This is a genomic window from Leucothrix pacifica, assembly GCF_003172875.1.
GTDB lineage: Bacteria > Pseudomonadota > Gammaproteobacteria > Thiotrichales > Thiotrichaceae > Leucothrix > Leucothrix pacifica.
In genome coordinates this window covers 12,657-37,551 of the sequence record NZ_QGKM01000026.1, presented here as the reverse complement: position 1 = coordinate 37,551, position 24,895 = coordinate 12,657, and the positions used below count along the sequence as shown (strand labels likewise).

The 24,895-nt window shown below is 48.4% G+C and carries 23 protein-coding genes; 11 read left to right on the top strand and 12 right to left on the bottom strand.

The features are described from left to right. Positions 1-136 precede the first annotated feature (136 nt). From DKW60_RS10595 to DKW60_RS10585, 3 genes are all read right to left on the bottom strand, one after another. Positions 137-859, bottom strand: a complete 723-nt coding sequence (locus tag DKW60_RS10595) for a hypothetical protein (protein ID WP_109837628.1) — start codon at positions 857-859, stop codon at positions 137-139. Further along, positions 856-1,356: an RNA polymerase sigma factor gene (locus tag DKW60_RS10590; RefSeq protein WP_109837627.1), complete on the bottom strand. Its 501-nt coding sequence runs from the start codon at positions 1,354-1,356 to the stop codon at positions 856-858. Before DKW60_RS10590 ends, DKW60_RS10595 begins: the two co-directional genes overlap by 4 nt. Positions 1,357-1,839: 483 nt before the next feature. Beyond that, on the bottom strand, positions 1,840-4,059 hold the full coding sequence (locus DKW60_RS10585) for a patatin-like phospholipase family protein (protein WP_109837626.1): 2,220 nt from the start codon (positions 4,057-4,059) through the stop codon (positions 1,840-1,842). A gap of 210 nt (positions 4,060-4,269) precedes the next feature. On the opposite strand from DKW60_RS10585, the gene DKW60_RS10580 reads away from it, so the two are divergent. Then, the gene (locus DKW60_RS10580; protein WP_109837625.1) at positions 4,270-4,590 is read left to right on the top strand and encodes a 2Fe-2S iron-sulfur cluster-binding protein; all 321 of its coding nucleotides are present in this window, start codon (positions 4,270-4,272) and stop codon (positions 4,588-4,590) included. Between the two features lie 9 nt (positions 4,591-4,599). Then, the gene (gene cobT, locus DKW60_RS10575) at positions 4,600-5,616 is read left to right on the top strand and encodes a nicotinate-nucleotide--dimethylbenzimidazole phosphoribosyltransferase (protein ID WP_109837624.1); all 1,017 of its coding nucleotides are present in this window, start codon (positions 4,600-4,602) and stop codon (positions 5,614-5,616) included. A 92-nt stretch (positions 5,617-5,708) separates the two neighbouring features. Here cobT and DKW60_RS10570 read toward each other — a convergent pair whose 3' ends face one another. From DKW60_RS10570 to DKW60_RS10540, 7 genes are all read right to left on the bottom strand, one after another. Next, entirely contained in the window at positions 5,709-6,449 is a 741-nt protein-coding gene (locus DKW60_RS10570) for a class I SAM-dependent methyltransferase (RefSeq protein ID WP_219988714.1), read from the bottom strand. Next, positions 6,446-7,813, bottom strand: coding sequence for an FAD-binding oxidoreductase (locus DKW60_RS10565; protein WP_109837623.1), 1,368 nt, complete (start codon positions 7,811-7,813; stop codon positions 6,446-6,448). Before DKW60_RS10565 ends, DKW60_RS10570 begins: the two co-directional genes overlap by 4 nt. 10 nt (positions 7,814-7,823) lie before the next feature. Continuing rightward, a complete protein-coding gene (locus DKW60_RS10560) occupies positions 7,824-8,594 on the bottom strand; it encodes an AMP nucleosidase (RefSeq protein ID WP_109837622.1) in 771 nt (256 codons plus the stop codon). A gap of 153 nt (positions 8,595-8,747) precedes the next feature. Further along, a complete protein-coding gene (locus DKW60_RS10555) occupies positions 8,748-9,650 on the bottom strand; it encodes an NAD(P)H-hydrate dehydratase (protein WP_109837621.1) in 903 nt (300 codons plus the stop codon). 17 nt (positions 9,651-9,667) lie between these two features. Then, positions 9,668-10,510, bottom strand: coding sequence for a DUF3530 family protein (locus tag DKW60_RS10550; RefSeq protein ID WP_109837620.1), 843 nt, complete (start codon positions 10,508-10,510; stop codon positions 9,668-9,670). Between the two features lie 221 nt (positions 10,511-10,731). Continuing rightward, on the bottom strand, positions 10,732-11,382 hold the full coding sequence (locus tag DKW60_RS10545) for a sugar transferase (protein ID WP_109837619.1): 651 nt from the start codon (positions 11,380-11,382) through the stop codon (positions 10,732-10,734). 352 nt (positions 11,383-11,734) lie between these two features. Beyond that, the gene (locus DKW60_RS10540; protein ID WP_219988713.1) at positions 11,735-12,388 is read right to left on the bottom strand and encodes a DUF3047 domain-containing protein; all 654 of its coding nucleotides are present in this window, start codon (positions 12,386-12,388) and stop codon (positions 11,735-11,737) included. A 124-nt stretch (positions 12,389-12,512) separates the two neighbouring features. On the opposite strand from DKW60_RS10540, the gene DKW60_RS10535 reads away from it, so the two are divergent. After that, entirely contained in the window at positions 12,513-13,613 is a 1,101-nt protein-coding gene (locus tag DKW60_RS10535) for an aminopeptidase (protein WP_109837618.1), read from the top strand. On the opposite strand, the gene DKW60_RS10530 is transcribed toward DKW60_RS10535, so the two are convergent. Then, positions 13,610-14,566, bottom strand: coding sequence for a metallophosphoesterase (locus DKW60_RS10530; protein WP_109837617.1), 957 nt, complete (start codon positions 14,564-14,566; stop codon positions 13,610-13,612). The genes DKW60_RS10535 and DKW60_RS10530 overlap by 4 nt on opposite strands. 163 nt (positions 14,567-14,729) lie before the next feature. Between DKW60_RS10530 and DKW60_RS10525 the strand changes: the two genes are divergently transcribed. Both DKW60_RS10525 and DKW60_RS10520 read left to right on the top strand, forming a co-directional pair. Next, positions 14,730-15,071 (top strand): DUF2853 family protein, encoded by a 342-nt coding sequence (locus tag DKW60_RS10525; RefSeq protein WP_109837616.1) that lies wholly within the window; start codon positions 14,730-14,732, stop codon positions 15,069-15,071. Positions 15,072-15,415: 344 nt separating this feature from the next. After that, a complete protein-coding gene (locus DKW60_RS10520) occupies positions 15,416-16,975 on the top strand; it encodes an ATP-binding protein (RefSeq protein ID WP_109837615.1) in 1,560 nt (519 codons plus the stop codon). A gap of 80 nt (positions 16,976-17,055) precedes the next feature. Here DKW60_RS10520 and DKW60_RS10515 read toward each other — a convergent pair whose 3' ends face one another. After that, complete coding sequence (locus DKW60_RS10515) at positions 17,056-17,508, bottom strand: Lrp/AsnC family transcriptional regulator (RefSeq protein ID WP_109837614.1); 453 nt, start codon at positions 17,506-17,508, stop codon at positions 17,056-17,058. A 151-nt stretch (positions 17,509-17,659) separates the two neighbouring features. Here DKW60_RS10515 and DKW60_RS10510 point away from each other — a divergent pair, with 151 nt between their 5' ends. The 6 genes from DKW60_RS10510 to DKW60_RS10485 all read left to right on the top strand — a co-directional run bounded on the left by DKW60_RS10510 (position 17,660) and on the right by DKW60_RS10485 (position 24,848). Then, positions 17,660-18,901: a thiamine pyrophosphate-dependent enzyme gene (locus DKW60_RS10510; protein WP_109837613.1), complete on the top strand. Its 1,242-nt coding sequence runs from the start codon at positions 17,660-17,662 to the stop codon at positions 18,899-18,901. Next, positions 18,894-19,958 (top strand): alpha-ketoacid dehydrogenase subunit beta, encoded by a 1,065-nt coding sequence (locus DKW60_RS10505; protein ID WP_245929677.1) that lies wholly within the window; start codon positions 18,894-18,896, stop codon positions 19,956-19,958. Before DKW60_RS10510 ends, DKW60_RS10505 begins: the two co-directional genes overlap by 8 nt. Further along, positions 19,955-21,400, top strand: a complete 1,446-nt coding sequence (locus DKW60_RS10500; protein WP_109837612.1) for a dihydrolipoamide acetyltransferase family protein — start codon at positions 19,955-19,957, stop codon at positions 21,398-21,400. The genes DKW60_RS10505 and DKW60_RS10500 overlap by 4 nt, the downstream gene beginning before the upstream one ends. 316 nt (positions 21,401-21,716) lie before the next feature. Further along, positions 21,717-23,171, top strand: coding sequence for a hypothetical protein (locus DKW60_RS10495; RefSeq protein ID WP_146203471.1), 1,455 nt, complete (start codon positions 21,717-21,719; stop codon positions 23,169-23,171). Between the two features lie 89 nt (positions 23,172-23,260). Continuing rightward, positions 23,261-23,578 carry a helix-turn-helix domain-containing protein gene (locus DKW60_RS10490; RefSeq protein ID WP_109837610.1) on the top strand — a complete coding sequence of 106 codons (318 nt, stop codon included), beginning with the start codon at positions 23,261-23,263 and terminating at the stop codon, positions 23,576-23,578. Next, complete coding sequence (locus tag DKW60_RS10485) at positions 23,571-24,848, top strand: type II toxin-antitoxin system HipA family toxin (protein ID WP_109837609.1); 1,278 nt, start codon at positions 23,571-23,573, stop codon at positions 24,846-24,848. Before DKW60_RS10490 ends, DKW60_RS10485 begins: the two co-directional genes overlap by 8 nt. The last annotated feature ends 47 nt before the right edge of the window (positions 24,849-24,895 follow it).

Sequence of the window (24,895 nt, the reverse complement as noted above, 5' to 3'; positions counted from 1 at the left end):
TACTGCGTAACATCAGTTATTAACTCAATCGTTACGCAATCCATTTGCTGATGAGTTAATTATCTATACAACCGTGCAATCAATATGTGCCAAGTATGGAGAGAATAAGGAGAACCTCGTGATTTGTGCAATAACTCTACTGCGAACTGGCCAGCCCGAGCAACAATCCTTGCTCCTGCCAAATCGAGACTTTGACGTCCCCGACCATATTGGAGGTCATCGAAAGACCAGTCTGTGTTAAGTCCCCCTCTGTTGATGCCTGATACAGCGTGTACACCTTGTCTTCGGCGACATTTCTCACCTTCAACTGCGCGGCCAGTTTTCCATTAATGGAGCAGTAACGGCCGCCAAGAATTTGCCAGCCGCTGTCGACTAATGCTCTGGGAGAAATCAGTGAAAAGCTCAGACGATCCAAATAACCACCAATTGCAGGCATGCTGTTTGCAGCGACTTCAACCGGCATTTCCTGGCGATGGTTATAGGCAATTTCATCCATTACACGCTCCGTTAAGGAGCTTTGGTTAAACAAGCTAAGAGACAGAATCAAACCCGTGAGCAGCAAGCAAGCACTGGCATAATAGACATAACTATAACGGCCAAAGTCAGGCAGGAAAGCATTCAGCTTATTGCGCATAGACGCCAGGCGTGACTGGCCAGGTGTCGAACCTTCCGCTAGTTGAGCTTGCTCAAGTGGTTGCGCAGGAATTCCTGCCGGTGACAGGTCATGCACCAAAGTAACGCCGTCTTGCTCCACATCTTCCTGAAGCGCCATAAGTCGATCCAGCTGGCTGTCAGATAGGGATTTTTCTGAGTAATGCGTTTTGAGTGCCTCATCCATTGGTTTCATAGATTGCTTCATGACTTAACCCTCAAATTCAGCACGTTGTCGCTGTTTTGTTGCAACTGTATGCGCTTTTTCAAACGATGCAGCTTTGATAACAAAGTCCCCCTTGGCACTTGTTTCATCTGTGAAATTTCTTCCAGCGTATATTCTTCTACCGCCCAAAGATACAATAATTCTCGCTCATCTCCACTCATGGTTCCTAGCAGCGCCCCAACCTCAGATTGCTGTATGAACACATCTTCCAACGTGATGGCATTGAGTGCCGATTCATCACTGATTTTACTGACAATTTCCGGGCCAACATCACTGTAAAAACATTTCTTGCGGGTCTGATCGATAAATTCATTGCGGATCATCCGCATCAAATAAGCTTCCGCAGACTCAATCACGGAGCGATCAATCCTCAGAAACTTTTCCACACAACTTTGTAAGACATCATAAGCCTGATCTTCTTGATTAGTCAGAGACACTGCGTAACGAAAGAGCTGATTAAGAAGTGGTTTATCAAGCATATACGGGTGGTCTTTTTAAAATTTAAAAATGGCGCACCGTGGTTTTACACAGCGCGCCTCCGCCATATTAGAGCTAGTCGCTAAATAAAGGGGTGAGTTCACGGCTAACTCTGACGGCAGACAAACAGCGGGGATTAGAACGCTGCTTGATCTGTCCTTTTGAGCACACTTTTATAACGTGTAAAGTGTGAAATCAGATCCATCAACACCGATGAAATCCAAACCCTAAAGACAACCAATGCTCATCACAAACCTTTATTACGTGAGCTATTAGTTGTTGAGACCCTAGCTAACTTCACACCACCCAAAAGCTTGCTCGTCTTAAGATAGACGTGTGATAAATGAATTTGATTGCATTTATTTTTAGTAATTTTAGTACGCCGCCCACCAATCCTTTAGTCACTATCAGGGAACCAAAACCGACTCAAATGGTGCTCAATGTTGAGTACCAAGGGACTTTTGTTAACCTCCCCCAACACATCATCAAAACGCCCGCCCAAACTGCAAGAAATACCGCGTATCAAACCCTTCAGTAATCCCCGCCCCCAAATAAGCTGGCCCTAGGATCGTTTTAGCCCCCATAAAAGCTGCTGCAGAAAAGCGTGTGTCACCCAAACTCACATCACTCATTTCATTCCAGGTATTACCTGTTTCAAGAATGAAGCCCGCATTTAAACCTGCAATATTCGGGATGCTAGCTAAATCATAGTAGTAAGCGGACAAACCATGCAGATAGTGATTACCAGTGAGTTGATTATCTTCCAGACCTGACAATCGCGCAAAACCACCCAACTGGAAACGCTCCGTAATGATCGTGTCATCGTCAAAGGTACTGCCTATCGAGCCCGACGCAATCACGTGATGTCTCCCTTTCTGCCACGCCTTACCACCTTGTATATCCAAACGGTGATAACTCTCATCAGAGCCTAACGTCCTGCTGCCATAGTCATAACTCAAGTCTAACCACTTTCCCTCATCCGGAAAGCTGCGGTCATCCAGCGTGTCTTCACGGTAGTTCACGCTAATGCCCGCCAGATTAAACGAGTCCACAGGCAGGTCGACTGACCCGGTGGTAATGCTGGGTTCGAGATTTTTGTAAAACAGACCCAAACGCACTTCCGCCTTATTACTGATCTCACGGCCCACCTCGAATCTTGCTTCAACCGTTTGGATTCTTGCTTCCGCCGAACTGGTGCTGCTGCCTTCCGGATAAACAAAAACACTGCTTTCCTCGTAACTTGCAGAAGGATTCCAAAAGTAGGTACTGTTGGTATTGAGAGGTTGATAATAGTCCGTTGTAATGGCCAAAGAGTCGCCAATCGCCAGACCAACTTTAGCCTCACCACCCAATGAATTCAAACCTTTCATACTGTATTCCAAACCAGCTTGATAGGCGGCATTACCGTCAAAATCATCACTCAGGGAGAAGCCACCACGCAGGGTATTGTTGCCCACAGGCTCTTTGACTGCACTCACGATCAGGGTGTAACGGTTGTCCTGAAGTGGCTCCAGCCGATAATCCACCACCTCAAAATAGCCAAGGGAATAAATCGCATTTAAGCCTTTTTGTAATTGTTTCAACGACAAGCTGTCACCGACTTTCAGGTTAAGGCGATTTCTTAGAATGTTATCGTTGAGTACCGAACCATTTTCAATAATGATTTTATCAATCACTCCACGGAAGGCCTTATTCCTTGGTATCTGAGCGACAGCAGTCGAGGCTTTTCCGCGTACATCAGCTGTGACGGTTAATAACTCGGCTAACTGTAGACGCGCCTGTTTTTCACCCAAAATAACGGCCTCTTTCACACGGTCAAAACTGAGTGACTCAATGCCATTCATATCCGGTTGCAAAATGATATGTGGCTGCCTGATATTTTGTAACTGTGGCTCGCTGCTTTTAGCCATCATCAGATACATTGATTGCAAAGCCACATCGACCGCCGAGTTTAATTCTTTCTTGGTTTTATACTCCGTTGGCAGACCAACTACGATGAGAATATCAGCCCCCATTTGCTGCGCCACATTCACCGGCACATTGTTAGACACAAAGCCATCAACCAATAAACGGCCATCAATTTCAACCGGTGGAAATACTGCCGGGATGGACATACTGGCGCGTACCGCAGTCGCTAGATTACCCTTTTTCAGCACCACTTCCTGGCCATTTTCTATATCAGTCGCGACGGCCCGAAACGGAATCGGTAATTTATCAAACTGATTAATATGACTGACGTGATCCAGTAAGCGTCTTAATTCAAAGGTGAGTTTGTGGCCTTTCACTGCACCTCGCGGCAGATTTACCCCTTTACGATTGACCCCAATGGTGAAGCTATCGAAGAAGCTCGACATTTCATCTTTGCGATGAAAACCTTGGTCACGACGGGAGATTTCATCATTAAACAGCTCATCCCAGTTCAAGGCGTTAACAACCTTCTCAATCTCACCGGCCTTCATACCCGAGGCATATAAACTCCCGACTATCGCCCCCATACTGGTTCCGGCAATCATATCAATCGGAATCTTCTGCTCCTCAAGCACTTTGAGCACGCCCACATGTGCAATCCCTGCAGCCCCACCACCACCAAGGACTAATCCCACTTTGGGGCGCTGGGTGTCAGCGATACTCACGCTGCTGCTCAGGAGGAGTATGAACAATGCAGCCGCTTTAAACAGCCACTGGCGAATCCTTAAAATAGTCACGGTAAACCTGCTTATATTTTTATATTAACGTGGTTGAAACAGAGCGACATCATACAGCCCCCAGTCTCTCGCGTGCTTATGATACCTGTCAGAAAAATCGATTTCATTTCAAATAAATGAATAGTGGTGCATATTAAATTGTATTTTGTTGTGCTGGCTAAAAGCTTGATACACTGCCGCCATCGAAATAACCATAAAGGAGATTCCAACATGGCACTAGTATTCTACGTAACACATGATGGCTCAAAATTTGAAGCTGACGTTCCTACCGGTAACTCTGTGATGGAGGGTGCAGTGAATAATGGCATCGACGGTATATTGGCAGAGTGTGGTGGTGCGTTAAGCTGCGCAACTTGTCATATTTATGTGGACGAGGCCTGGACTGCTAAGGTTGAGCCGCCAAGTGAAATGGAAACAGACATGTTGGAAGTGGTGAGCGATCCTAAGGAAAACAGCCGCCTGAGTTGCCAGATTATGATGAAAGATGAACTGGATGGCCTAGTCGTGCACCTCCCTGAATCACAATTCTGAGTCATCAAAATGAGCACATTTGAAGAACAAATCCAGCACAAAATCGATACCAAAACCAAGCCGTTAGGCGCTCTTGGTAAGCTGGAAGCCATCGCAAAGCAAGTCGCGACTATTCAGCAATCACTAACCCCTCAACTTAAGCAGCCAACCATTTTAACTTTCGCAGGTGATCACGGCGCTGCCAAAGCAGGCGTCAGTGCCTTTCCACAGGAAGTTACCTTCCAGATGGTCATGAATTTCCTTAATGGTGGCGCGGCAATCAATGCGTTTTGCCAGCAAAATCAGATCACCCTGCATGTGGTTGATGCGGGCGTTAACTTTGATTTTGAAGCAGCGCCGGGTTTGATCGATGCGAAGGTTGCTCATGGCACCGCCAGCTACATCACAGGGACAGCCATGACAGAAGCGCAGCTTCAGGACTGTTTTGACAAATCAGCGGCAATAGTTGCTGATGTTGCCAAGGATGGTTGTAACGTCATCGGTTTTGGTGAGATGGGAATTGGAAATACAGCATCATCCAGCCTGATTATGAGCGCGATGTGTCAGCTGCCGATTGAGCGTTGTGTCGGTCGCGGGACTGGCTTAGATGACGAAGGCATGCATCACAAGACAGACCTGCTGACTCAAGTTCAGGCGTTACATGGAGACATCACGGACCCGCGTTTGGTCATGCAAACTTACGGTGGCTTTGAAATTGCTCAAATGTGTGGCGCTATGTTGGCAGCACAAAAGCACGGCATGATCGTGATGGTTGATGGCTTTATCGCAACTGCTGCCTATTTGGTGGCTGTCGCTATTAATCCTGCCCTCAAAGACCACGCGATTTTCTGTCACACCTCTGGCGAGGCGGGTCATCAGCTCATGCTGGATCATCTTAAAGTAGAGCCGCTGGTTAATCTCGGCATGCGCTTGGGTGAAGGCACAGGCTGTGCGGTGGCTTATCCATTGATTCAAAGCGCAGTGGCATTCCTCAATGACATGGCAAGTTTCGAATCAGCAGGCGTATCTGAGTCTGATGCGACCTAATCAAACCGCCTGACAATAGATATCACTAACCGGTTACCCAAGAGTCACCTTGGCTGTTCGAAAAGGGGCCGGTTAGTATTTCTCATCAGTGCTTATGAAAGCTGACTAAGGCAACAATAGACCGTCTGCCCACTCTGGCAGTACTTGCGCTCAAACAAAGTCATATACTCATCACCCGGTTTAAACGCCTCGTAATGATTACTCGTCACTGATGACACCATCACTTCAGCAGCCTCTGAGGTGTGCGTTGTATAGCCTGCAATGCCTAACGCAACACAAAACTCTTCGATATACAGCGCCCAGTTACTACGAACTTCCAGCAAGCCACCCAAGGCCAATAAATCCGCCAACGCAGGATGTCCGTGCCAACGATATTTCAGCTGTACTGACTTAGGGTAAGGGTTGGGATACAGCAGATAATGCTTGTGTAACTGCCAGCCAGCCTTTCGTGCCAGCTTCCAGAAATCGACACAGTCTACTTGTGCAAAGATTAGATTCTCCGGTAGCGGCTCGTCATACTCTTTGGCTAAACGCTTCGCCGAGCGATCCAAGGCGATCACCCAAGCCTGCGGATGAGCTTGTGCTATCAACCGACTACTCACGCCGGTTCCGCAACAAGAATCCATGATCAGCGGCCTGTCAGGCTGAGAGGCAATCACTGCCGCAACCGCATGGAAGGCATTCACAGTATGTTCGGCAGGCGGCTTACGAAACTCAGCATTCAGGTGCTTTGTGACCACCTTTTCAAGGTTATCATGCACCCCACTTTGATTGGTGTAAATCTCACGCGAGTCTGACACTTGCTGGCGCTTATTCAAACCAATCGTATTCAACTTAATACACGGCCCGGATTGAGAATATTATTTGGGTCCATGGCTTGCTTTAAGACACGCATCAAAGCTATTTCTTCAGGACTGCGGCATAGTTTCAGATAATCAGCCTTCATATAACCAATGCCATGTTCCGCGGTCACTGTGCCACCAAATTCATTTAAAAGTTGGTAAACGTGCTTATAAATAGCCTGACTGTTGTCTTCATGCGTGGTCCAGGCGAGTATGTGAATATTGCCATCTCCCAAATGCCCGAATGTCAGAGACTCGACGTTTTCAAAGCGCTCACTCAATGACGACTGCACCTTATCAAGGAAATCTTCCATCTGACTCACTGGCAAACCGACATCAAAATTCGCGTATGGCTGAGGAATCGTCGACATCACTTCAGGAATCGAATCACGAATCGCCCAGAACTGATCACTGTCTTTTCCGGACTGCGCAATCACTGCATCCAGCACATTGCCCGCTTCTAACTCATCAAATAGCACCTGCTGGAATTGATCCAACGCATCATTTTCAGACTCAAGCAAGACATAGAAAGGATACTGCTCATCAAACGGGTCGCTGAGATTAGGATTGGCACCCACCGAGCACTGGAAAAAACTATTCCACATCGCCTCAAATGCACTGAGACGTGCAAACTTCGACTGAGTTGTATTGAGCAACTTTACGACGCTTTCAAAACTATCCAAGGCAACCACGGCGGTGTGTTTATTACGTGCCAGCGGGAACAGGCGCAGCACCACTTCAGTGACAATACCCAAGGTGCCTTCACTGCCAATAAACAACTGTTTAAGATCATAACCCGCGTTGTTCTTCAGCATTTTATTGTAAGCAGGGACAATAGTGCCATCAGCCTGCACCGCTTCCAGACCTAGCACTAAAGCGCGCGTCATGCCGAAGCTGAGTACTTGGTTACCGCCTGCATTGGTCGATACATTACCACCGATTTGGCAGGAACCACGTGCTCCCAAGTCCACCGGCAACCGCAAACCCTCAGCCTCAGCTGCCTGTTGAATCACTTGCAAGGGCGTTCCGGCTTTAACCGTCATGGTCATGGACTGTTTGTCCAACTCAGTAATGCCATTTAAACGCTCCAGTGACAAAGCAATCTCACCGTCACGAGGCGTCGCACCACCAGCTAGTCCAGTCAAACCACCCTGAGGTACCACCGGCAGCTTATGCTCCGAGCAATAGCGCAGGAAGGTACTCACATCCGCCGTATTTCTGGGGCGTACTACAAACTCAGGCATGTGCGGGGCTTCCTTACTCCAGTCCACCTGATAGCGTTCACTAATGTCACTACCGGTTAATAACTGATCTGCGCCTAATAACTCGGTCAGAGCATCAATATGTGTTTGCATAAATTTATCCTTAAAAACGCAGGTGTTTGACGGACACCCCTTGGTTTTTCAATTCATTGAGTGAATCAATGCCAATTTGTAAGTGGCGGTGAGCGAACTGCTGTGTGACTACCTCATCACTTGCTTCCGTTTTTACGCCCTCAGGCACCATCGGTTGGTCAGAAACCAGCAATAGTGCACCCGTTGGAATCTCGTTATTAAAACCGGCTATAAATAATGTCGCCGTTTCCATATCGATAGCCATACAGCGAAGCTTACGCAAGTGTTCTTTAAAACGGTCGTCATGCTCCCACACACGGCGGTTAGTAGTGTAAACCGTCCCCGTCCAATAATCACAGCTGTGTTCACAAATTGTTGCAGAGACAGCTTTTTGTAAACTAAAGGCTGGCATGGCAGGCACTTCGGGCGGCATGTAGTCATTCGATGCACCTTCACCGCGTATCGCAGCGATTGGTATAATCAGATCACCCAGTTTATTTTTCACTTTGAGACCACCACATTTACCCAGAAACAGGCAGGCTTTAGGCTTCACGGCTGTCAGCAAGTCCATAATCGTCGCCGCATTGGCACTGCCCATGCCGAAGTTGATAATCGTAATATCATTCGCTGTCGCGCTGATCATATTACGATCACCACCTTCCACCTTAACGTTATTCCACTCAGCAAATAAGGTGACATAGCTACTAAAGTTGACCAGCAGGACATACGAGCCAATAGACTCCAGAGGAATACCGGTATAACGAGGTAACCAGTTGGATACAATTTCTTGTTTTGTTTTCATTATTTTTCTCCTTTTTATAATGTATATCTGTCGGGCCCACTTTTTGAAAGCGGGTCGGTAACATTGCAACAGATGGATTCTCAGATAAAGAAACACCAATAATTTTGGGGAACTTTAAGGTGTTTTATCCGGAAGTGACTAACAGCATACCACTTAAGGGTTAAGGAGTGTACGCAGAGGTGAAAGTAAATCAGTTGCCAGTAAACCTCTTTCACCATCACGTTTAGCTGCTATATCAGCCGCATGGGCATGTAACTCTACCCCAAAACAGGCCGCGTCATTCACGCTAAAGCCTTGGGCTAATAAGCCGCCGATAATACCGCTGAGCACATCACCCATACCACCACTGGCCATGCCGGCATTGCCCCGCCTGCATTGGTAAATTGCCTCTGGTGTCGCGATTAAACTGCCTTTACCTTTCAACACTGCCACACCCTGAAAGCGTTGTTGTAAATCCTGTGCATGCTGCAGACGGTCTTCGGCGATTTGTCGGGTGGAGGTATTTAGTAGTCTTGAGGCTTCACCGGGGTGAGGCGTGAGTATCCAATTGTCACGCTGCAACTGAACACAAGCATCACCTGCTAAAGCCTCTTTCGCCGCTTGGGCCGTATCGTTGTTATCGCGATAACACATTAGCGCTAATAAATTCAGGGCATCCGCATCCACCACTAACGGTAAATCGGTCGCTAACACTGCCCCTAGCATTGCCTTTGACCAGTCGGTTTGACCCAGCCCCGGCCCGATAACAACCACCGTCGCCATCGTTAACAGCGGCATCAAGTCATCCGCAGACTCCACCGACCGTGCCATTAACTCAGGCGTCCGGGCAATAAAGGCAGGGATATGTTCAGATCGGGTTGCAATACTAACCTTACCAGCCCCCGTTCTGGCGCACGCTTCACCAGCCATCAGCGCAGCACCTGCCATGCCCTTGTCACCCCCGACAATCAGTGCATGACCAAAGTCACCTTTGTGTGCATCTCTGGCGCGAGGGCGTAACGCAAGCCGGAGCTTACGTTGATCGATGGGCAATGCTAACGAGGTCTGTGTTTTCATCCGACTCAGGAGTTAACTCAATCGTCGCTCAAGGTGTCTAACCAAGTAGACACTGCTTCGGCTAGCGCTTCACTTTGCTCATCGGTATTAAAATAGTGATTTGCCCCTTCAAGGACTTGTTGCAGAGACTTCGGGTTATTGGCTTTCTTCATTGCCGCTAAGCGCTCAGGTGCCATGCGCAACACACCATTAAACTCATCACTGCCGTAAATATCCAACACCGGAACTTTCATTTTGTCTAAAGGAAATGGCTCAGCCATCTTTTGCTGGTAGTCAGTCGCTCCCATACCTGCACCAATAAACGCTGCGATCTTGTCATCGCCTTTGTGCCTCACCCAATCCATCGCCATATGCACACCGCAACTGTGAGAAAACAACACAATATTATCGATACCTTGCTCTTTTAGGTAAGTAATCGCTGATTCAATGCGTGGATGAGCATCATCAAACAGCGGGACATAGTCGTAGTACTTTGCGTCCTTCTCCAGCACTGGCATTTGCAGTGACAAGGTACGCCAGCCCTCCTCTGCCAACGTCACCCGCACCGGATTAATTACATCGCCCCAGTCTGAATGATAACCACGTCCATGCAGTAAAATCACCGCACCACGCGCCTCGTCATCTGGCTCCATATCAATCGCCATAAACTCATGACCATCTGAAGCTTCACCAGCATCCAGAAAAATTACCTCACCATCGAAAATGCCATCTTCGATTTCAGCAACCAGACGTTTCTCGCGCGCAATATCTGGCTTGCCATCTACATGCGCCAGCGCATTGTCGGCGAACGATAAACCGGGAGTAAACAACAAGGGAATGCACAGCGTTAAGGCGGTAGCAATGGAATTTAGACGTAACATAATGAATCAGACCTCCGGCTCGACGGGAAACGATTCTAATTCTATAACATGAGAGCACCTTATCCCGCCACTTTAATCATATCCCTCACAAGGGATAGTAAGTCATGAAACACGACTCATCAGACATTGTTAACAGGCATAAAAAAGAGCGACCGAAGTCGCTCTGGGGTGTCTTTGCAGAAACTCCCTGTCTCCGCAAAGTTTTTTAGCCAGATTCAAAATTATCGTGCGCCGAATCCAGTCAGAATGGTGTAAATCGTCTTTAATGTGATCTGCACATCCGTCATGAACGATAAGTTCTTAATGTAGTACAAGTCATACTTCAACTTAGTGACTGTTCCGTCTGCATCCGCAACATAACCTTGCTCAGTTTGAGCCAAGCCAGTAATGCCAGGGCGAACCATGTGACGCATTGAATAGTTAGGAATCGTTTTGTTGAACTCGCTGACAAAGCTCTCCTGCTCAGGGCGTGGTCCAATAATACTCATATCTCCTTTCACAACGTTCCAAAGCTGTGGTAGTTCGTCGATACGAAACTTACGAATGAATTTACCTACACGTGTGACTCGCATGTCATTGGTCTGAGCAAACTGAGAACCTTTTGCTTCCGAATCAGAAGTCATACTGCGAAACTTCATCATATTGAATGTTTTACCATTCATACCGACACGCTTTTGCCAGAAAAAAACAGAACCCGAAGACTCTAATTTGATGACAACCGCCGTAACAGCCATGATCACTGCTACAAAGGGTAATACCGCTGCGATTACAACTAAATCTAAAACTCGCTTAGTGCCAAGATATTGATTAGAAACTACATCATTTAAAGACTGTGCGTTATTGTTATTTAATTCTGAAATTGTGACACTCATCTTGCTTATCTCCTGAGACTTGGCTGCCTGGCCGTTCTCGTGTTAGTACCTATTTTTATAATTAATGCGTGTACCACACCGTGTGATACCGAATCCATCGGGGGTTGATGTCTTCTCTGCGGTTGAACTAACAATAGGGGTTTCGGAGTCTCGGCACACCCCCAATTGGGATGACTGGTCACTTTTTGCTGAGCAAAAGATAAGCGGTAGTTTTTAAGCAAAGATTCATGAAAGATTAAGGTTAACGATAAAAAACAGTATGTATTATTACCGTACAAAGCTAACTGTCAGGGGGGTGACAAGTGGTAGCTTTGGGGGGAGGTGTGAAGGGAATCACGCCTCCCCTTAGTGATTATTTTTCCGAGAAAAAGATATCGCCATAAGAGGCAGCAGCGGTACCACCGCTATTGTCGGTATCCGTCATAATGGCTATACCATCAATGAATCGTGGCTGAAAACCGAATAACGTCTTAAAGTCAGCGGCCACGTCTTGTTTTTGATACAACCAACGCCCGGCAGCATCCCGCTTATCCCGAACCGCTAGCATACGGGCATTTTTTGGTTTAAAGGCATTATTCCACTTAGTACCCCGACTATTCGGTGCACTTGACCAGACATAATTAAGTGCGCGGGTTTTCCAAACAAACACCCCACCATCAATAATCACATAGACACGCGCCGCATAATCATCACCGGCACGGGTTGCCTCTTTTAGTGGCGGCAGTGCTTTATCAATCTTCCAGCTCCAGTTTAAAAACGGCGTTTTGGTCAAATCAATACGCATACGACGCCCCATAATAGACGCTGTCTTATTTGAGTTTGCCTTGAGAACTTGCTTATTGCCTTGCTGCTCAAGTTGATACTGTGTTGTACCTGCGAAGGATTTACTTTCCCAGCCTGTCAGTGACCCCTTAGAAAACTCACCAAGATCAACTCGTGCACCATCAGCCATTGCTGCCCCAGAGAATAAAAGTGCACACGTAGTGAATAGAATCTTATTTTTCATTGATCAATACCTTTTCTTTGCTACGATTGTTTTTAAATACGACCTTAAGCCTGTCAAGAGTTCAGGTCATTAAGCAAAATACGCGACCATCGGTCAGTCGGATGCAGAACAATAAGGAAGGCATATGAATAAACGCATCATCAAATTTGGCTTGGCAGCGTTGAGTGGCGTGCTGTTACTCAGCCTGACCGCGTGTGAATCCGTCCAGTTTTACGCACAGGCCGTCAAAGGCCATTCGCAGATGATGTTGAAGCGTCAGGACATTAGCGACGTCCTGAAATCACCGGATACTAACGATGAAGTCCGTCGCAAACTCCAGCTGATCCAAAAAGCACGCTTGTTCGCGATCAATGAACTCAAGCTTCCCAATAACGGAAGCTATACTCAGTATGCCGATATCGAACGTCCCTATGCGGTGTGGAATGTGGTGGCAACAAAAGCCTATGACACGCACCCCATTCAACACTGTTTTCCTGTTGCAGGCTGCGTATCGTATCGTGGTTACTTTAGTAAAGATGCCGCACAGGCACATGCCGATAAACTAAAAGCACAAGGCTATGACGCTATCGTTAGTGGTGCTGCCGCCTACTCAACGTTAGGCTGGTTCTCTGACCCGGTTCTCAATACCATGTTACGCCGCTCGGACTTAGCCTTGGCAGGACTGGTGTTCCACGAACTGGCCCATCAGCGAGTCTATCAAGCTGGTGATACCGCCTTTAACGAGTCCTTTGCCATGGCGGTGGAATTAGCCGGAGTGGATGCCTGGGTAGAGGCACAAGACAAAACTCAGCAACAGCAGCAATCAGTCTCTCAATACCGGCAATCCAAGAAGATTAATGCAGACGTTGTCGCGCTGATTCTTAAACACCGCAAGCAGATAGCAGCCGCCTATAAAGCCACACCTGCTGATGACACGAAACGACTGGCTAAAGTGAAGCAAAAAGGCTTTGATGAATTGCGTGCCGCTTATAAAACCTTACGTGCACAAGGTGGTGGCAGTCCGGGTTATGACCGTTGGTTTGCAGGCGACTTAAACAACGCCTCGCTGGTTTTATTTGGTGATTATCACGGCTGGTTGGGTGCATTTGAAACACTGCTCAAGCAAGCCAATGGTGACTGGCCATCCTTCTATGACAAGGTTGAAGCCCTCACCAAGCTGGACAAAGCCGAGCGCCGTAAACAGCTACAAAAGCTAGAGACTGAAGGCCTGAAGCCAGACCACTAAGGCTCTAGTCGCGGTACGCACACAAACTTTTGCGCATCCAGCTCAGTCTCGCCATCCCAACGATAGGCACACAACTTACCAATCTCACGTCGGGCAATGCTGTAATCCACACAGGCAATGTTCGGCGATAAGGGCGTGGGTTTACCCTGCATCCAGTAATGCCCGATAAACAAGGGTGGTTCATTATGTCCGTATTCAATCAGATGATCGCCATCAATCGGGTCATCTTCGATATGACTTAGCGCAGCCGGCGGGCCAATAAATGCCGCTTTATACGTCGTTGCATCCGCATCCCACCAGCGCACCCGCATATAGTGACGGGTAACACCCACCGAGTCCTGATAACTCAAACCATCAGCCAGTTTAATCGTTTTACCCTTCAGCAAATTCTCAACGATTTCAAACTCAGGATTTTCAGGGTCAGAAGCCGCATGCAGCAACGCCTCAGTCATTAGCCCATCGGTGGCATACTTCTCTTTTAAAAAAGCAATGCCGTCACGATCCCAACAGGCATGCACCGCTCGCACATCGCCTAAGTCCAGCCACAAAGGCAGCGTCATAAACCATTCCAGTAACTCATCATAACGCTCTGGGCTGGCTTGCATGGCCTCTAAAAACGCCCAATGGTTGCGCTCATTTCGCTCCGTATGCGCTCGAAGATAGCCACCATATTTTTTATCTTCGGTGACATAGGCAATCGCATTAAACTCATGATTTCCCATCACCGCATGCGCTTGCCCGGCATCTACCATGGCTCGCACCGTATCAATCACTTCGATTTGATGCGGCCCACGATCCACAAAGTCCCCCACAAACACCGCCTGACGACGCTCATGACGGTAACAACCATCGCTGTATTGATAATCCAACGCTTGCAGCAAGGAAACGAGCGTATCGTGACAACCGTGTATGTCACCGATGAAGTCATAAGATGTGGGATTTTTATTAGTCATTTTCCAGTGGTTCTGCCGACGATTTTAGTGGACTGATGTCATTTGCGGGTAAATGCTAGTTTAAATCAAATAATAATGAATTTGTCGTTCTTTTATCCCCTGTTATCGGTTGCCAGAGTGATGTACAGTATGTGCACCAATAATGTAAAAAACAGAGGACACCATGAGCAAAAGAGATGATTTAATTGCTAAGTATGCATCGGATTTAAAAGACAAATGTGGGATTGAACCAGACATGGACTTCCTGACTAAAGTCACTATCGGTTGTGGCCCTTCTATCTACAACAAAGATTCGGCAAGTGTTGCAGGTAGCGACAAGAAAGAGCTTGAGACAGTGAAGAACAACTTCCTGATTAAGAAGCTTGGTCTTGAAGATGGCCCTGAGCTGGATGATGCAATTGCTTCTGTGCTTGAGACTTATGGTAAGTCTAACCCTAATAAACAGCGTGCAGTGGTTTACTACTTGCTTGCTAAACACTTCAAGAAAGAGTCCGTTTATTCTTGATTTGTTTCCGGCGAGTGCCGGGCATAAGGTTTGCTCACACAAGCTGCGTTTGAAATGATTCGCGGCACCCTATGCCCTGCACTCGCCTGCTTTAATGTAGCGTTAGTGTTGGTGGTATCTTCATAATCAAGGCCAACAACATCCTTTCTACCTACCCTCTGACTATTCCATATTTACGCTGTACTACCTTTCCAGCCGTGCAATCACTTCTCCGGCAACACTTCTGTTTTTTCTCACTCCCATCCTGACTACTTAGTTAGCAGTCCATACGACTGATTCCTCACAACTCAGCATTTTACGTTATGATGTAATCTTCCAATTGGAAGTAGATAGAGAAATTCCAGATGAAAAAATTACCTGTAGGCATGAGTACCTTAGCGAACATTATCGAAGGTGGTTTTACTTATGTCGACAAAACAGAGCACGTACTTAATTTACTGAGCTCCAGTAAGTATTATTTTTTATCGCGACCTCGCCGCTTCGGCAAATCTCTAATGGTCAACACACTGGCAGAAGTATTCTCCGGTAACGAGACTCTGTTCCGAGGACTGCACATCCACCCGCACTGGGATTGGTCTGTTAAGTACCCGGTCATCAATATCAGCTTTGGTGCGGGTGTGCTGCGCAATAAAACCGATCTGGACCAACACATCGAAGAGGCTTTACAGCTTTGCTCCGAACAACTCGGTATCGAATCGCTTAGCAGTTCCAGTAATAAGGGACGCTTTGCGGAGCTGATTCGCAAGTCTAAAACGCAATACGGCCATGGTGCTGTTGTACTGATCGACGAATACGACAAACCCATTCTCGATAACATCACCGAGCCGGAGATGGCTGCGGAGATGCGTAACGGCTTACGCAATTTCTATTCCGTGATTAAAGACAATGACGAATATGTGCGTTTTGCCTTTCTGACGGGTGTCAGTAAATTCTCTAAAGTGTCCGTCTTTAGTGGCCTGAATAATCTTGAAGACATCACGCTGGATGCCAAATACAGCACCATTTGTGGCTATACCCAAAGTGAACTGGAATCCGTCTTTGCCGACTATATGGAAGGTGTTGACCGCGAAGAAATGAAGAGCTGGTACAACGGTTATCAATGGTTAGGTGAAGGCGTTTACAATCCATTCGATGTACTACTATTTTTCAGTAAGCAAAAAACTTACCGCCCTTATTGGTTCGAAACCGGCACGCCCTCATTTCTTATTTCGCTGCTCAAATCAGGCAATTACCACATTCCGGACTTCGAAAATATGGAGGTCAGCAGTACTCAGTTAAGTGACTTTGATATCGACCATATCCGGCTGGAAACGCTGTTATTCCAGACCGGCTACCTCACCATTAAGCACGAAGAAACCCTCTTCGAAGAAACCATTTTCCTGCTTAACTACCCCAACCGTGAAGTGCGCAGTACCTTTAACCAAGTTATTTTGGATCGTTACTTAACCAACCAGCCCTCTGAACGCTTACCCGTACTTCGTGCCTTACTGAAAAATGATTTTGATGCTTTGCACCAGCATTTCAAAGCACTGTTCTCAGGCATCGCCAACGATAATTATCGCAAGAATCCGATTGCAGAATATGAAGGCTATTATGCCTCTGTTATGTACGCCTACCTTTGTTCGCTGGGCATTGACGCCATTGCAGAAGACACCAGCAATAAAGGAAGGATTGACCTGAGTTTGCGCTTTAAACTCGCGAACGGACAAAAACAGGTGTATATCTTTGAGTTCAAAGTGATTGACGGTGAAACAGGCGACGGCAGTGCCATGAAACAGCTACACGACAAAGACTACGCCGCTAAATATGATGATGGCGAGATTCACATTTTCCTGATTGGTATCGAGTTTAGTAAGGCGCAGCGGAATATTGTTGGCTTTGACTGGCAGGCATATAACAACTGAGGAATCACCAAGTAGCCAAGTCGTCACATATCACCTGCATTGTGCGGCTACTTCAATACTACTGTAGCTAGTAGAAACCTTCACAACGGCAACCGCGACCGCCGGATCAACTGCCTAATCGCAAACCTCGACCTAATAGACTGCACCTGCGGCACCACGGTCAATTTATCATGCAAAAACTTATCATACGTCTGCAAATCCGCCGTTACGACTCTCAGTAAAAAGTCCCGCGAGCCGGTCATCAAATACCCCTCCATAATCTCCTCAAAATCGTTAATGTGCGCTTCAAACGCATCGATACTAGCCGCTGTCTGATCTTTTAACTCCACCGAAATAAACACGCTCACCGGCAAACCCAGTTTTTGCTGATCCAAAATCGTGGCGTATTGCTCGATGATGCCGGACTCTTCCAGCGCAGCCACACGACGGGCACAAGGTGTGGGCGAGAGGTTAACCCGCTCGGCTAACTCAGTGATGCGGATACGGGCGTTCTGCTGTAATTCATCCAATATCGCTCTATCTATCTTATCCAAAAGTGATTTCCTCTAATTACTAAACTAAAAATAGCAGAAAACACTTTTCATACCAAAAACTAGTGCCGATTTTGGTGATTAAACGCGTCACATTTTTTCTATTATTTATCTTTAAGTAACAACGCTTCGTGCGAACAAAGGAGGAAATGACGTGCCGGATTACCAGCCCTTACGCCTGAGAGTGCCAGAACCCACTAGCCGTCCCGGTGACCAACCGGACTTTTCAGCATTTCACTTTCCGGTTGCGGGGAGTGTGTCAAAGCCACCGATAGATGTGGACTTTAACGACATCATCGAACATGCCATGACCACCATTCGCGTGTTGAATAAAGACGGCGAAGCGGTTGGCCCGTGGGCAGATTCTATTAGCGATGACATCCTACTAAAAGGGCTACGCGCCATGCTCACCACACGCGTTTTTGATGAGCGCATGATGGCACTGCAACGACAAGGCAAAACCTCTTTCTATATGAAGTGCACCGGCGAAGAAGCGATTGCCGTAGGACATCAGCTCGCCTTGCAACAAGGGGATATGAATTTCCCGACTTACCGCCAACAAGGTTTGCTCATCGCGCAAGACTATCCGTTGGAAAATATGATCAATCAGATCCTATCCAATGCACACGACCCGCTTAAAGGTCGTCAGTTGCCCATTATGTACTCGGCAAAAGACCACGGTTTTTTCAGCATCTCCGGTAACTTAGGTACGCAATATATTCAGGCCGTCGGTTGGGCCATGGCCTCAGCCATTAAAGGCGATACTCGTGTTGCTTCCGCATGGATTGGTGATGGTGCAACCGCATCCAATGATTTCCACGCAGCACTGGTAAACGCCTCCGTATATCGTCCGCCAGTCATCCTTAATATCGTCAATAACCAATGGGCAATTTCAACCTTCTCCGGCTTTGCGGGTGAAGGTCGCGACACTACTTTCGCCGAGCGCGCACACGGTTACAGCATCGCGGCGTTACGGGTTGATGGCAATGACTTCCCCGCGGTCTATGCCGTCTCAAAATGGGCAGCAGAACGCGCCCGTCGTGGTTATGGCCCCACCTTAATCGAATGGGTTACCTACCGCGTTGCGCCACACTCCACAGCCGATGATCCGTCACGCTATCGCCCCAAAGAAGAGTCCGACGCCTGGCCAATGGGTGACCCGGTACTGCGCTTAAAAAACCACCTGATACAACGTGGTATCTGGAGCGAACAGCAACATCAGGATCTGGAAGGCGAATTAACCCAACACATCCGCGACATCGCCAAGACCTGCACCGAGCACGGTATTTTGGGCGAAGGCAGCAAAGCCTGCGATATGTTTGAAGACGTTTACGAGACCATGCCAGCCCACCTGGTCGCACAAAAACAAGAATGTGAGGCACTTAACAATGACTAAACTAGATATCGGTGAACTGCCGGAAGCAGGTCGGGCTATCTCTGACATGAGCATGATTGAAGCGATTCGTGACGCCATGGACGTCTGCATGGGCCGTGATGAAAATGTCGTGGTATTCGGTGAAGACGTCGGCTATTTCGGCGGCGTATTCCGTTGCACGGCAGACCTACAGGAAAAATACAGCAGTCAACGCGTGTTCGACAGCCCAATCAATGAAAGCGGCATTGTCGGGGTAGGCGTCGGTATGGCGGCATACGGTTTGCGCCCCTGTGTTGAGGTGCAATTCGCTGACTATATTTATCCGGCCTATGACCAAATCGTTTCCGAAGCTGCCCGACTGCGTAGCCGTTCTGCGGGCGACTTTACCGCCCCGATTACCATTCGCACACCCTGTGGTGGCGGGATTTTTGGCGGGCAAACTCACAGCCAAAGTCCGGAATCACTCTTCACCCATGTGGCCGGACTCAAAACCCTCATGCCCAGCAATCCCTACGATGCCAAAGGCATGTTAATCGCAGCGATTGAAGACAATGACCCCGTGGTATTTTTCGAACCAAAACGCCTGTACAACGGCCCGTTTGACGGCCATCACGACCGCCCCGCACAAAGCTGGAAAGGCCACCCACTCGGCGCAGTTCCGGAAGGGCATTACACCGTCCCGCTTGGCAAAGCCCGCATCGCCCGCGAAGGTGCAGCTGTCAGCGTAATCACCTACGGCACCATGGTTTACGTGGCAACCCAAGCCGCTGAAGAAATGGGAATCGACGCTGAAGTCATCGATTTACGCAGCTTAAACCCACTGGATATGGACACCATTCGCGACTCAGTACAAAAAACCGGCCGCTGTCTGGTACTGCACGAAGCCACACTGACCTCCGGCTTTGGTGCGGAGCTATCCGCCAAAATACAGGAACACTGTTTTTACCATTTAGAAGTGCCCATCAAACGCGTCGCAGGTTGGGACACCCCCTACCCACACGCCCAGGAATGGCACTACTTCCCAAGCCCCAAACGTGTCGGACTGGCACTACAATCATTAGTTGAGGAAACGGTATGAGTCTCTGCAAAATCAAAATGCCGGATCTCGGCGAAGGCATGACCGAGTGTGAAATCGTCGAATGGCAAGTCAAAGTCGGCGACACCGTCAAAGAAGACGATGTGATTGCTGGCGTCATGACGGATAAAGCCGTGGTAGAGATACCCTCACCGGTGGATGGTGTGATTACCGAATTATCTGGTGAAGTCGGTGAATTAGTACCAGTAGGAACAGTGATTGTGGTGCTGGAAGTGGCTGATGTCGCGCGCGCCAAAGCAACATCTGAAGCACCTGAAAAATCTGAAGCGCCCAAAATGACCATTGCTAAATCAGAACCGGTTAAGCCAGCGAAACAGGCGCAAGCTACCAAGCCTGTCGCAGCAAAGCTGGTAGCCGAGGCTAACAATGCAACAATTTCCCCTGAGCGCACAGCCGAGACCATCACGGCAACTGCCGAACCAACACAATCGGCACAAACTTCAACCCTGAGTCGCCAACTCAGCGCACCCGCAGTCAAGCAACGCGCCAAAAACCTCGGCATCGACATCAACACCGTCTTAGGCAGTGGGCCGGATGGTCGTGTACTCCATCAGGATCTTGACCAGTTATTGCTTCAGGCCAGTCACCCTACCGCCATCGATATACCAGAACCAATCAGCACTCCGGCAATCGGCCAAGCGCTCACAAACACCGCGCCAATGCAGCAGGAAGCAGAGCAACTCGTCACGCCACAACGTGTTGGCCCAATGGTGCTGGCAGACGCAGGCGAAACCACCACCACATCCATCATCGGCCTACGCCGTAAAATCGCCGAACGCATGCAAGATGCCAAACAACGCATCCCGCACATCACTTATGTAGAAGCCATCGACGTCACCGAACTGGAATCGCTGCGCGCCCACCTCAACCAACAACGACGCGATGACCAGCCGAAACTATCGCTACTGCCCATGCTGTTTCGCGCCATCACCCTCGCCACGCGTGTTTACCCGGTGATGAATGCGCACTATGACGACGTCAACGGCAAGCTACACCAATATCAGGCATTACACCTCGGCGTAGCCACCCAAACCGACCGTGGTCTGCTGGTTCCCGTACTGCGTCATGCCGATCAAATGGACATCTGGGAAAGCGCCGCAGGCATCAAACGACTCGCTGACATGGCGCGTTTGGGCACACTCGCCAAAGACGAACTCAGCGGCTCCACCATCACCTGCTCCAGCCTTGGAAAACTGGGGGGGCTGGTTTCCACACCCGTGATCAACAGCCCGGAAATCTGCGTGATAGGTGTCAACAAAATCCAGACTCAACCGGTGTATAAAGACGGTGGATTCGTACCGCGACACATCATGAATCTCTCCTCCTCATTTGACCATCGCATCGTTGATGGTTATGAAGCAGCGCAATTCATACAGTGCTTGCGGGAACACTTGGAACATCCGGCGACGCTCTTTATTGAGTAGTCAGTATGCCGGAGCTTGGGTATATCACTTGCTCACACAAGCTGCGCTTGAAACGATTCGCGGCGTGATACACCCAAGCTCCTACTCCTCTAACAACTAATGCAATAAGTCATGACGCTCTCCCCGTAGGCGGTGTGATGTATACGGTTTCCTTTTACCGAATATCAGGTGGCTGAACCAAGTTGTGATGAAAAGTGACTTAACTGTTAGTCGCTCAGGAACAGAACGACTCTGAACAGAACGCTTGGCGGATTTTGGTTGTTTACAGCCATCGCCAGTCGTTATACTCAATAAAAAACATAATAAAAATAATGCTATGCGCAATTTACTACTCAGCTTAGTCCTTGTCGGCTCCTACTCTTTTATCTCACCTGCAATGGCGTGGAAAACAGAGGCAGCGGCCTTTACCACTCACAACACCTTTAACGACAGCTCGTGGCAGAGCATAGGCTTCAGACAGAGCTATACCGCCATTCCGGTAGTGGTGACCATCCCCACAACTGCGGGTGGTGATCCGTCAACGACGCGCATTAGAAACGTAGATAAAAACGGCTTTGAAGTCAGTCCGGTCGAGGTTTACGCCCGAGACGGGCCGCACGTTGCCATGGCCAGTGCCTACCTGGCGGTTGAACCCGGCGTTCACCTTTTTCCGGATGGCACGGTGATCGAAGCCGGATTTGTAAATACTAGCCGCACCCAACAGGCCAGTAATGTCGGTGGCGTCAGCAGCTGGGAAAACGTCACCCTGCAGCACAACTTTGGCTCACCACCCACCATCGTGGCAGCCATCCAAACCATGAATAATGAAACCGGTGAAAACGGCTCACAAGCCCCCAGCGTCTCCTCACTGCCGTGGCTAACCATCGCCATGGATAACATTACCGCCAGCAGCTTTAATGTCGCTCTGGAACGCTCCGAGTCCAGCCAAGGCAGCGTCACCCAGAACGAACAAATCGGCTATATCGCCATTGCACAAAACGCCAGCGGCAGCTTTACAGACAGCCAAAATATAAGCGTTGAATACCTTGGTGAAACCTCCTCTACCAACATCCGTGGCTGGAGTAACGGCGACACCATTCACAGCTATGGCACCGCATTTAGCAGCGCACCGATCAGCATCTTCACCAAAAATACCCGCAACAACCCGGACGGCGGTTGGTTACGCCGTAATAGCAACACCACAACCACCACCATCAGACTGCGCGTGGATGAAGACACCGATAATGACAACGAGCGAAGCATCACCACAGCCGATGCAGAAGCCGCGGGTATACTGAGTTTTTCCAGAGCATTTGATGCCAACTTCCCACCCGGCTTTACCATGAAAAAAACCTCCCGCGTCATCTCAGACCCGATTAACAACATGACCAACCCCAAAGCCATTCCCGGAGCCATCGTTGAATACACACTGGTCGTCACCAATACCGGCCACGACTACACCGACAACAACCAGTTTGCGATATCAGACGCTTTACCACCGGATACCGCCCTGCTGGTCAGTGACATCCCCGGCGGCACGGGTGGGCCAATCGGATTTACCGACGGCGCCACCAGCAGCCAAACCAACTGGGTATTCACCAGCTTATCCAGCCAGACCGATAGTATTGATTTTTCAGATGATGGTAGCGACTTCAGCTACGTGCCCACGGCAGACGGAGAAGGGGCAGACTCCTCGATCACCCACATTCGCCTGAAACCACAAGGCTCATTTGCTGCCTATCCACCATCACACCCTAGTGCTATTTATACCTATCGGGTGATTATTAAGTAGTGATCAAAAGAAACAAATAAGTTGCTTATAACCAAAAAAGAAACTAATGTGTTTCTTATACTGTTTTAAGCAACTTATTTGTTTACAAAATGCATCCACTCCTCAAGCAAATTAAAGCACGACGCCTTGCACTCAAACTGAAACAGAGCGATATGTTGCTACGCGCGGGACTTTCCCGGCAGCAATACCAACAGATTGAGTCCAAGGGTAACCCACGACTCAACACGCTGGAATTAGTGGCGGATGGCTTGGATAGCGAACTGTTACTCATTCCCAACGACAAACTCAAAGCAGTACAGGCAATTCTTGACGGCACTGCTTACGAATACTCCACTCCACTCACTGATCCCATTGAGGTCGAAGAAGATCCATGGAAGGGGCTGTTAGAGGATGTTTCAGATGACTAACGCTAATGAAGCCAATGTACTCAGGTTAAGCTTACACGGTCAGCTTGTCGGCTATCTGGCAGGATTTCATAATGGACGTAATGTGTTGAGCTTTGCTGAATCCTTTCGGCACAACCCAAAACGCCCCACCTTTAGCCTGATCACCCACCCCAACTTTCAGGGGTCTGAAAAACTGATCTCCAGCCCTTTAGCCAGAAATCACAGACTACACCCCACCTTGTCAAACCTACTACCCGAAGGCGCACTAAGGGAATTGATCGCGCACTCGCTCAAGGTCCACACAGAAAACGAATTCCAGATACTGTCGCACTTGGGAAGAGATCTCCCCGGTGCATTAATAGCCGAACCGATGCAAGCCGAAGACGTACCTGACAGTATTCTAAACACCTACGCCAACACAAAGGCAGTCAGCTTTGATCACATGACGGCTAACAACCGCTTCTCACTGGCAGGTGTGCAAATGAAACTCTCAATGAAAGCACAAGCTGACCGCTACACCCTGCCCACAAACAATCAAGCGTTGGGCGATTGGATCATCAAAACGCCCTCCACCATTCACAAGGACGTCCCCCTCAACGAATACACCGCAATGAAACTTGCCTCACTAGCTGGCGTGGATATTCCTGAAATAAAACTGGTTGAACTTAACAAACTCGACAACCTGCCCCCCATTAACCTACCCAATGAAACCCACGCTTTTGCCATTAAACGCTTTGACCGGGACAAGGAGACTCGCATTCACTCCGAAGACTTCGCACAAGTATTAGTGAAGTATCCTCATGAAAAATACAGTGCAGGCAACTACGAACAAATAGGTAAAATTCTATCTCTGTATACCGGTGACGGATTAGCAAACGCACAACAGTTTGCGAGGCGTTTATTAGTCAATATTTTATTAGCAAATGGCGATGCTCACCTCAAAAACTGGAGTCTCATCTATCCCGACCAAATCACTGCCCAACTTTCACCGGCTTATGACATTGTGACCACCCATGTTTATATTCAGGGAGAACGCCAATTCGCTCTGAACCTTGGAAAGAATAAAGACTGGTATGAAGCTTCTTACGCACACTTTGAGGCCTGGGCTGAACGTGCGGGTTTACCATGGAGACGCATTAAGCCACACCTTGACGATACACTCTCCAAAGCCAGAAGCTTATGGCCTGAAGCCTTAAAAGACCTACCCATGAATGAGATACATAAACAAACACTCACCAAACACTGGGGCCAACTACACAAAGACTTCCGCCTGTCTATTCCCAAAGCATAATAGACAGGGAGCACTAACGGGATAACCATACTCCTTTCCCTACAATC

What these genes read in the sequence shown, in the direction of transcription:
- DKW60_RS10595 (WP_109837628.1), bottom strand. Translation starts at nt 859, where the DNA reads ATGAAGCAATCTATGAAACCAATGGATGAGGCACTCAAAACGCATTAC.
- DKW60_RS10590 (WP_109837627.1), bottom strand. Translation starts at nt 1,356, where the DNA reads ATGCTTGATAAACCACTTCTTAATCAGCTCTTTCGTTACGCAGTGTCT.
- DKW60_RS10580 (WP_109837625.1), top strand. Translation starts at nt 4,270, where the DNA reads ATGGCACTAGTATTCTACGTAACACATGATGGCTCAAAATTTGAAGCT.
- cobT (WP_109837624.1), top strand. Translation starts at nt 4,600, where the DNA reads ATGAGCACATTTGAAGAACAAATCCAGCACAAAATCGATACCAAAACC.
- DKW60_RS10565 (WP_109837623.1), bottom strand. Translation starts at nt 7,813, where the DNA reads ATGCAAACACATATTGATGCTCTGACCGAGTTATTAGGCGCAGATCAG.
- DKW60_RS10560 (WP_109837622.1), bottom strand. Translation starts at nt 8,594, where the DNA reads ATGAAAACAAAACAAGAAATTGTATCCAACTGGTTACCTCGTTATACC.
- DKW60_RS10555 (WP_109837621.1), bottom strand. Translation starts at nt 9,650, where the DNA reads ATGAAAACACAGACCTCGTTAGCATTGCCCATCGATCAACGTAAGCTC.
- DKW60_RS10550 (WP_109837620.1), bottom strand. Translation starts at nt 10,510, where the DNA reads ATGTTACGTCTAAATTCCATTGCTACCGCCTTAACGCTGTGCATTCCC.
- DKW60_RS10545 (WP_109837619.1), bottom strand. Translation starts at nt 11,382, where the DNA reads ATGAGTGTCACAATTTCAGAATTAAATAACAATAACGCACAGTCTTTA.
- DKW60_RS10540 (WP_219988713.1), bottom strand. Translation starts at nt 12,388, where the DNA reads ATGAAAAATAAGATTCTATTCACTACGTGTGCACTTTTATTCTCTGGG.
- DKW60_RS10535 (WP_109837618.1), top strand. Translation starts at nt 12,513, where the DNA reads ATGAATAAACGCATCATCAAATTTGGCTTGGCAGCGTTGAGTGGCGTG.
- DKW60_RS10530 (WP_109837617.1), bottom strand. Translation starts at nt 14,566, where the DNA reads ATGACTAATAAAAATCCCACATCTTATGACTTCATCGGTGACATACAC.
- DKW60_RS10525 (WP_109837616.1), top strand. Translation starts at nt 14,730, where the DNA reads ATGAGCAAAAGAGATGATTTAATTGCTAAGTATGCATCGGATTTAAAA.
- DKW60_RS10520 (WP_109837615.1), top strand. Translation starts at nt 15,416, where the DNA reads ATGAAAAAATTACCTGTAGGCATGAGTACCTTAGCGAACATTATCGAA.
- DKW60_RS10505 (WP_245929677.1), top strand. Translation starts at nt 18,894, where the DNA reads ATGACTAAACTAGATATCGGTGAACTGCCGGAAGCAGGTCGGGCTATC.
- DKW60_RS10500 (WP_109837612.1), top strand. Translation starts at nt 19,955, where the DNA reads ATGAGTCTCTGCAAAATCAAAATGCCGGATCTCGGCGAAGGCATGACC.
- DKW60_RS10495 (WP_146203471.1), top strand. Translation starts at nt 21,717, where the DNA reads ATGCGCAATTTACTACTCAGCTTAGTCCTTGTCGGCTCCTACTCTTTT.
- DKW60_RS10490 (WP_109837610.1), top strand. Translation starts at nt 23,261, where the DNA reads ATGCATCCACTCCTCAAGCAAATTAAAGCACGACGCCTTGCACTCAAA.
- DKW60_RS10485 (WP_109837609.1), top strand. Translation starts at nt 23,571, where the DNA reads ATGACTAACGCTAATGAAGCCAATGTACTCAGGTTAAGCTTACACGGT.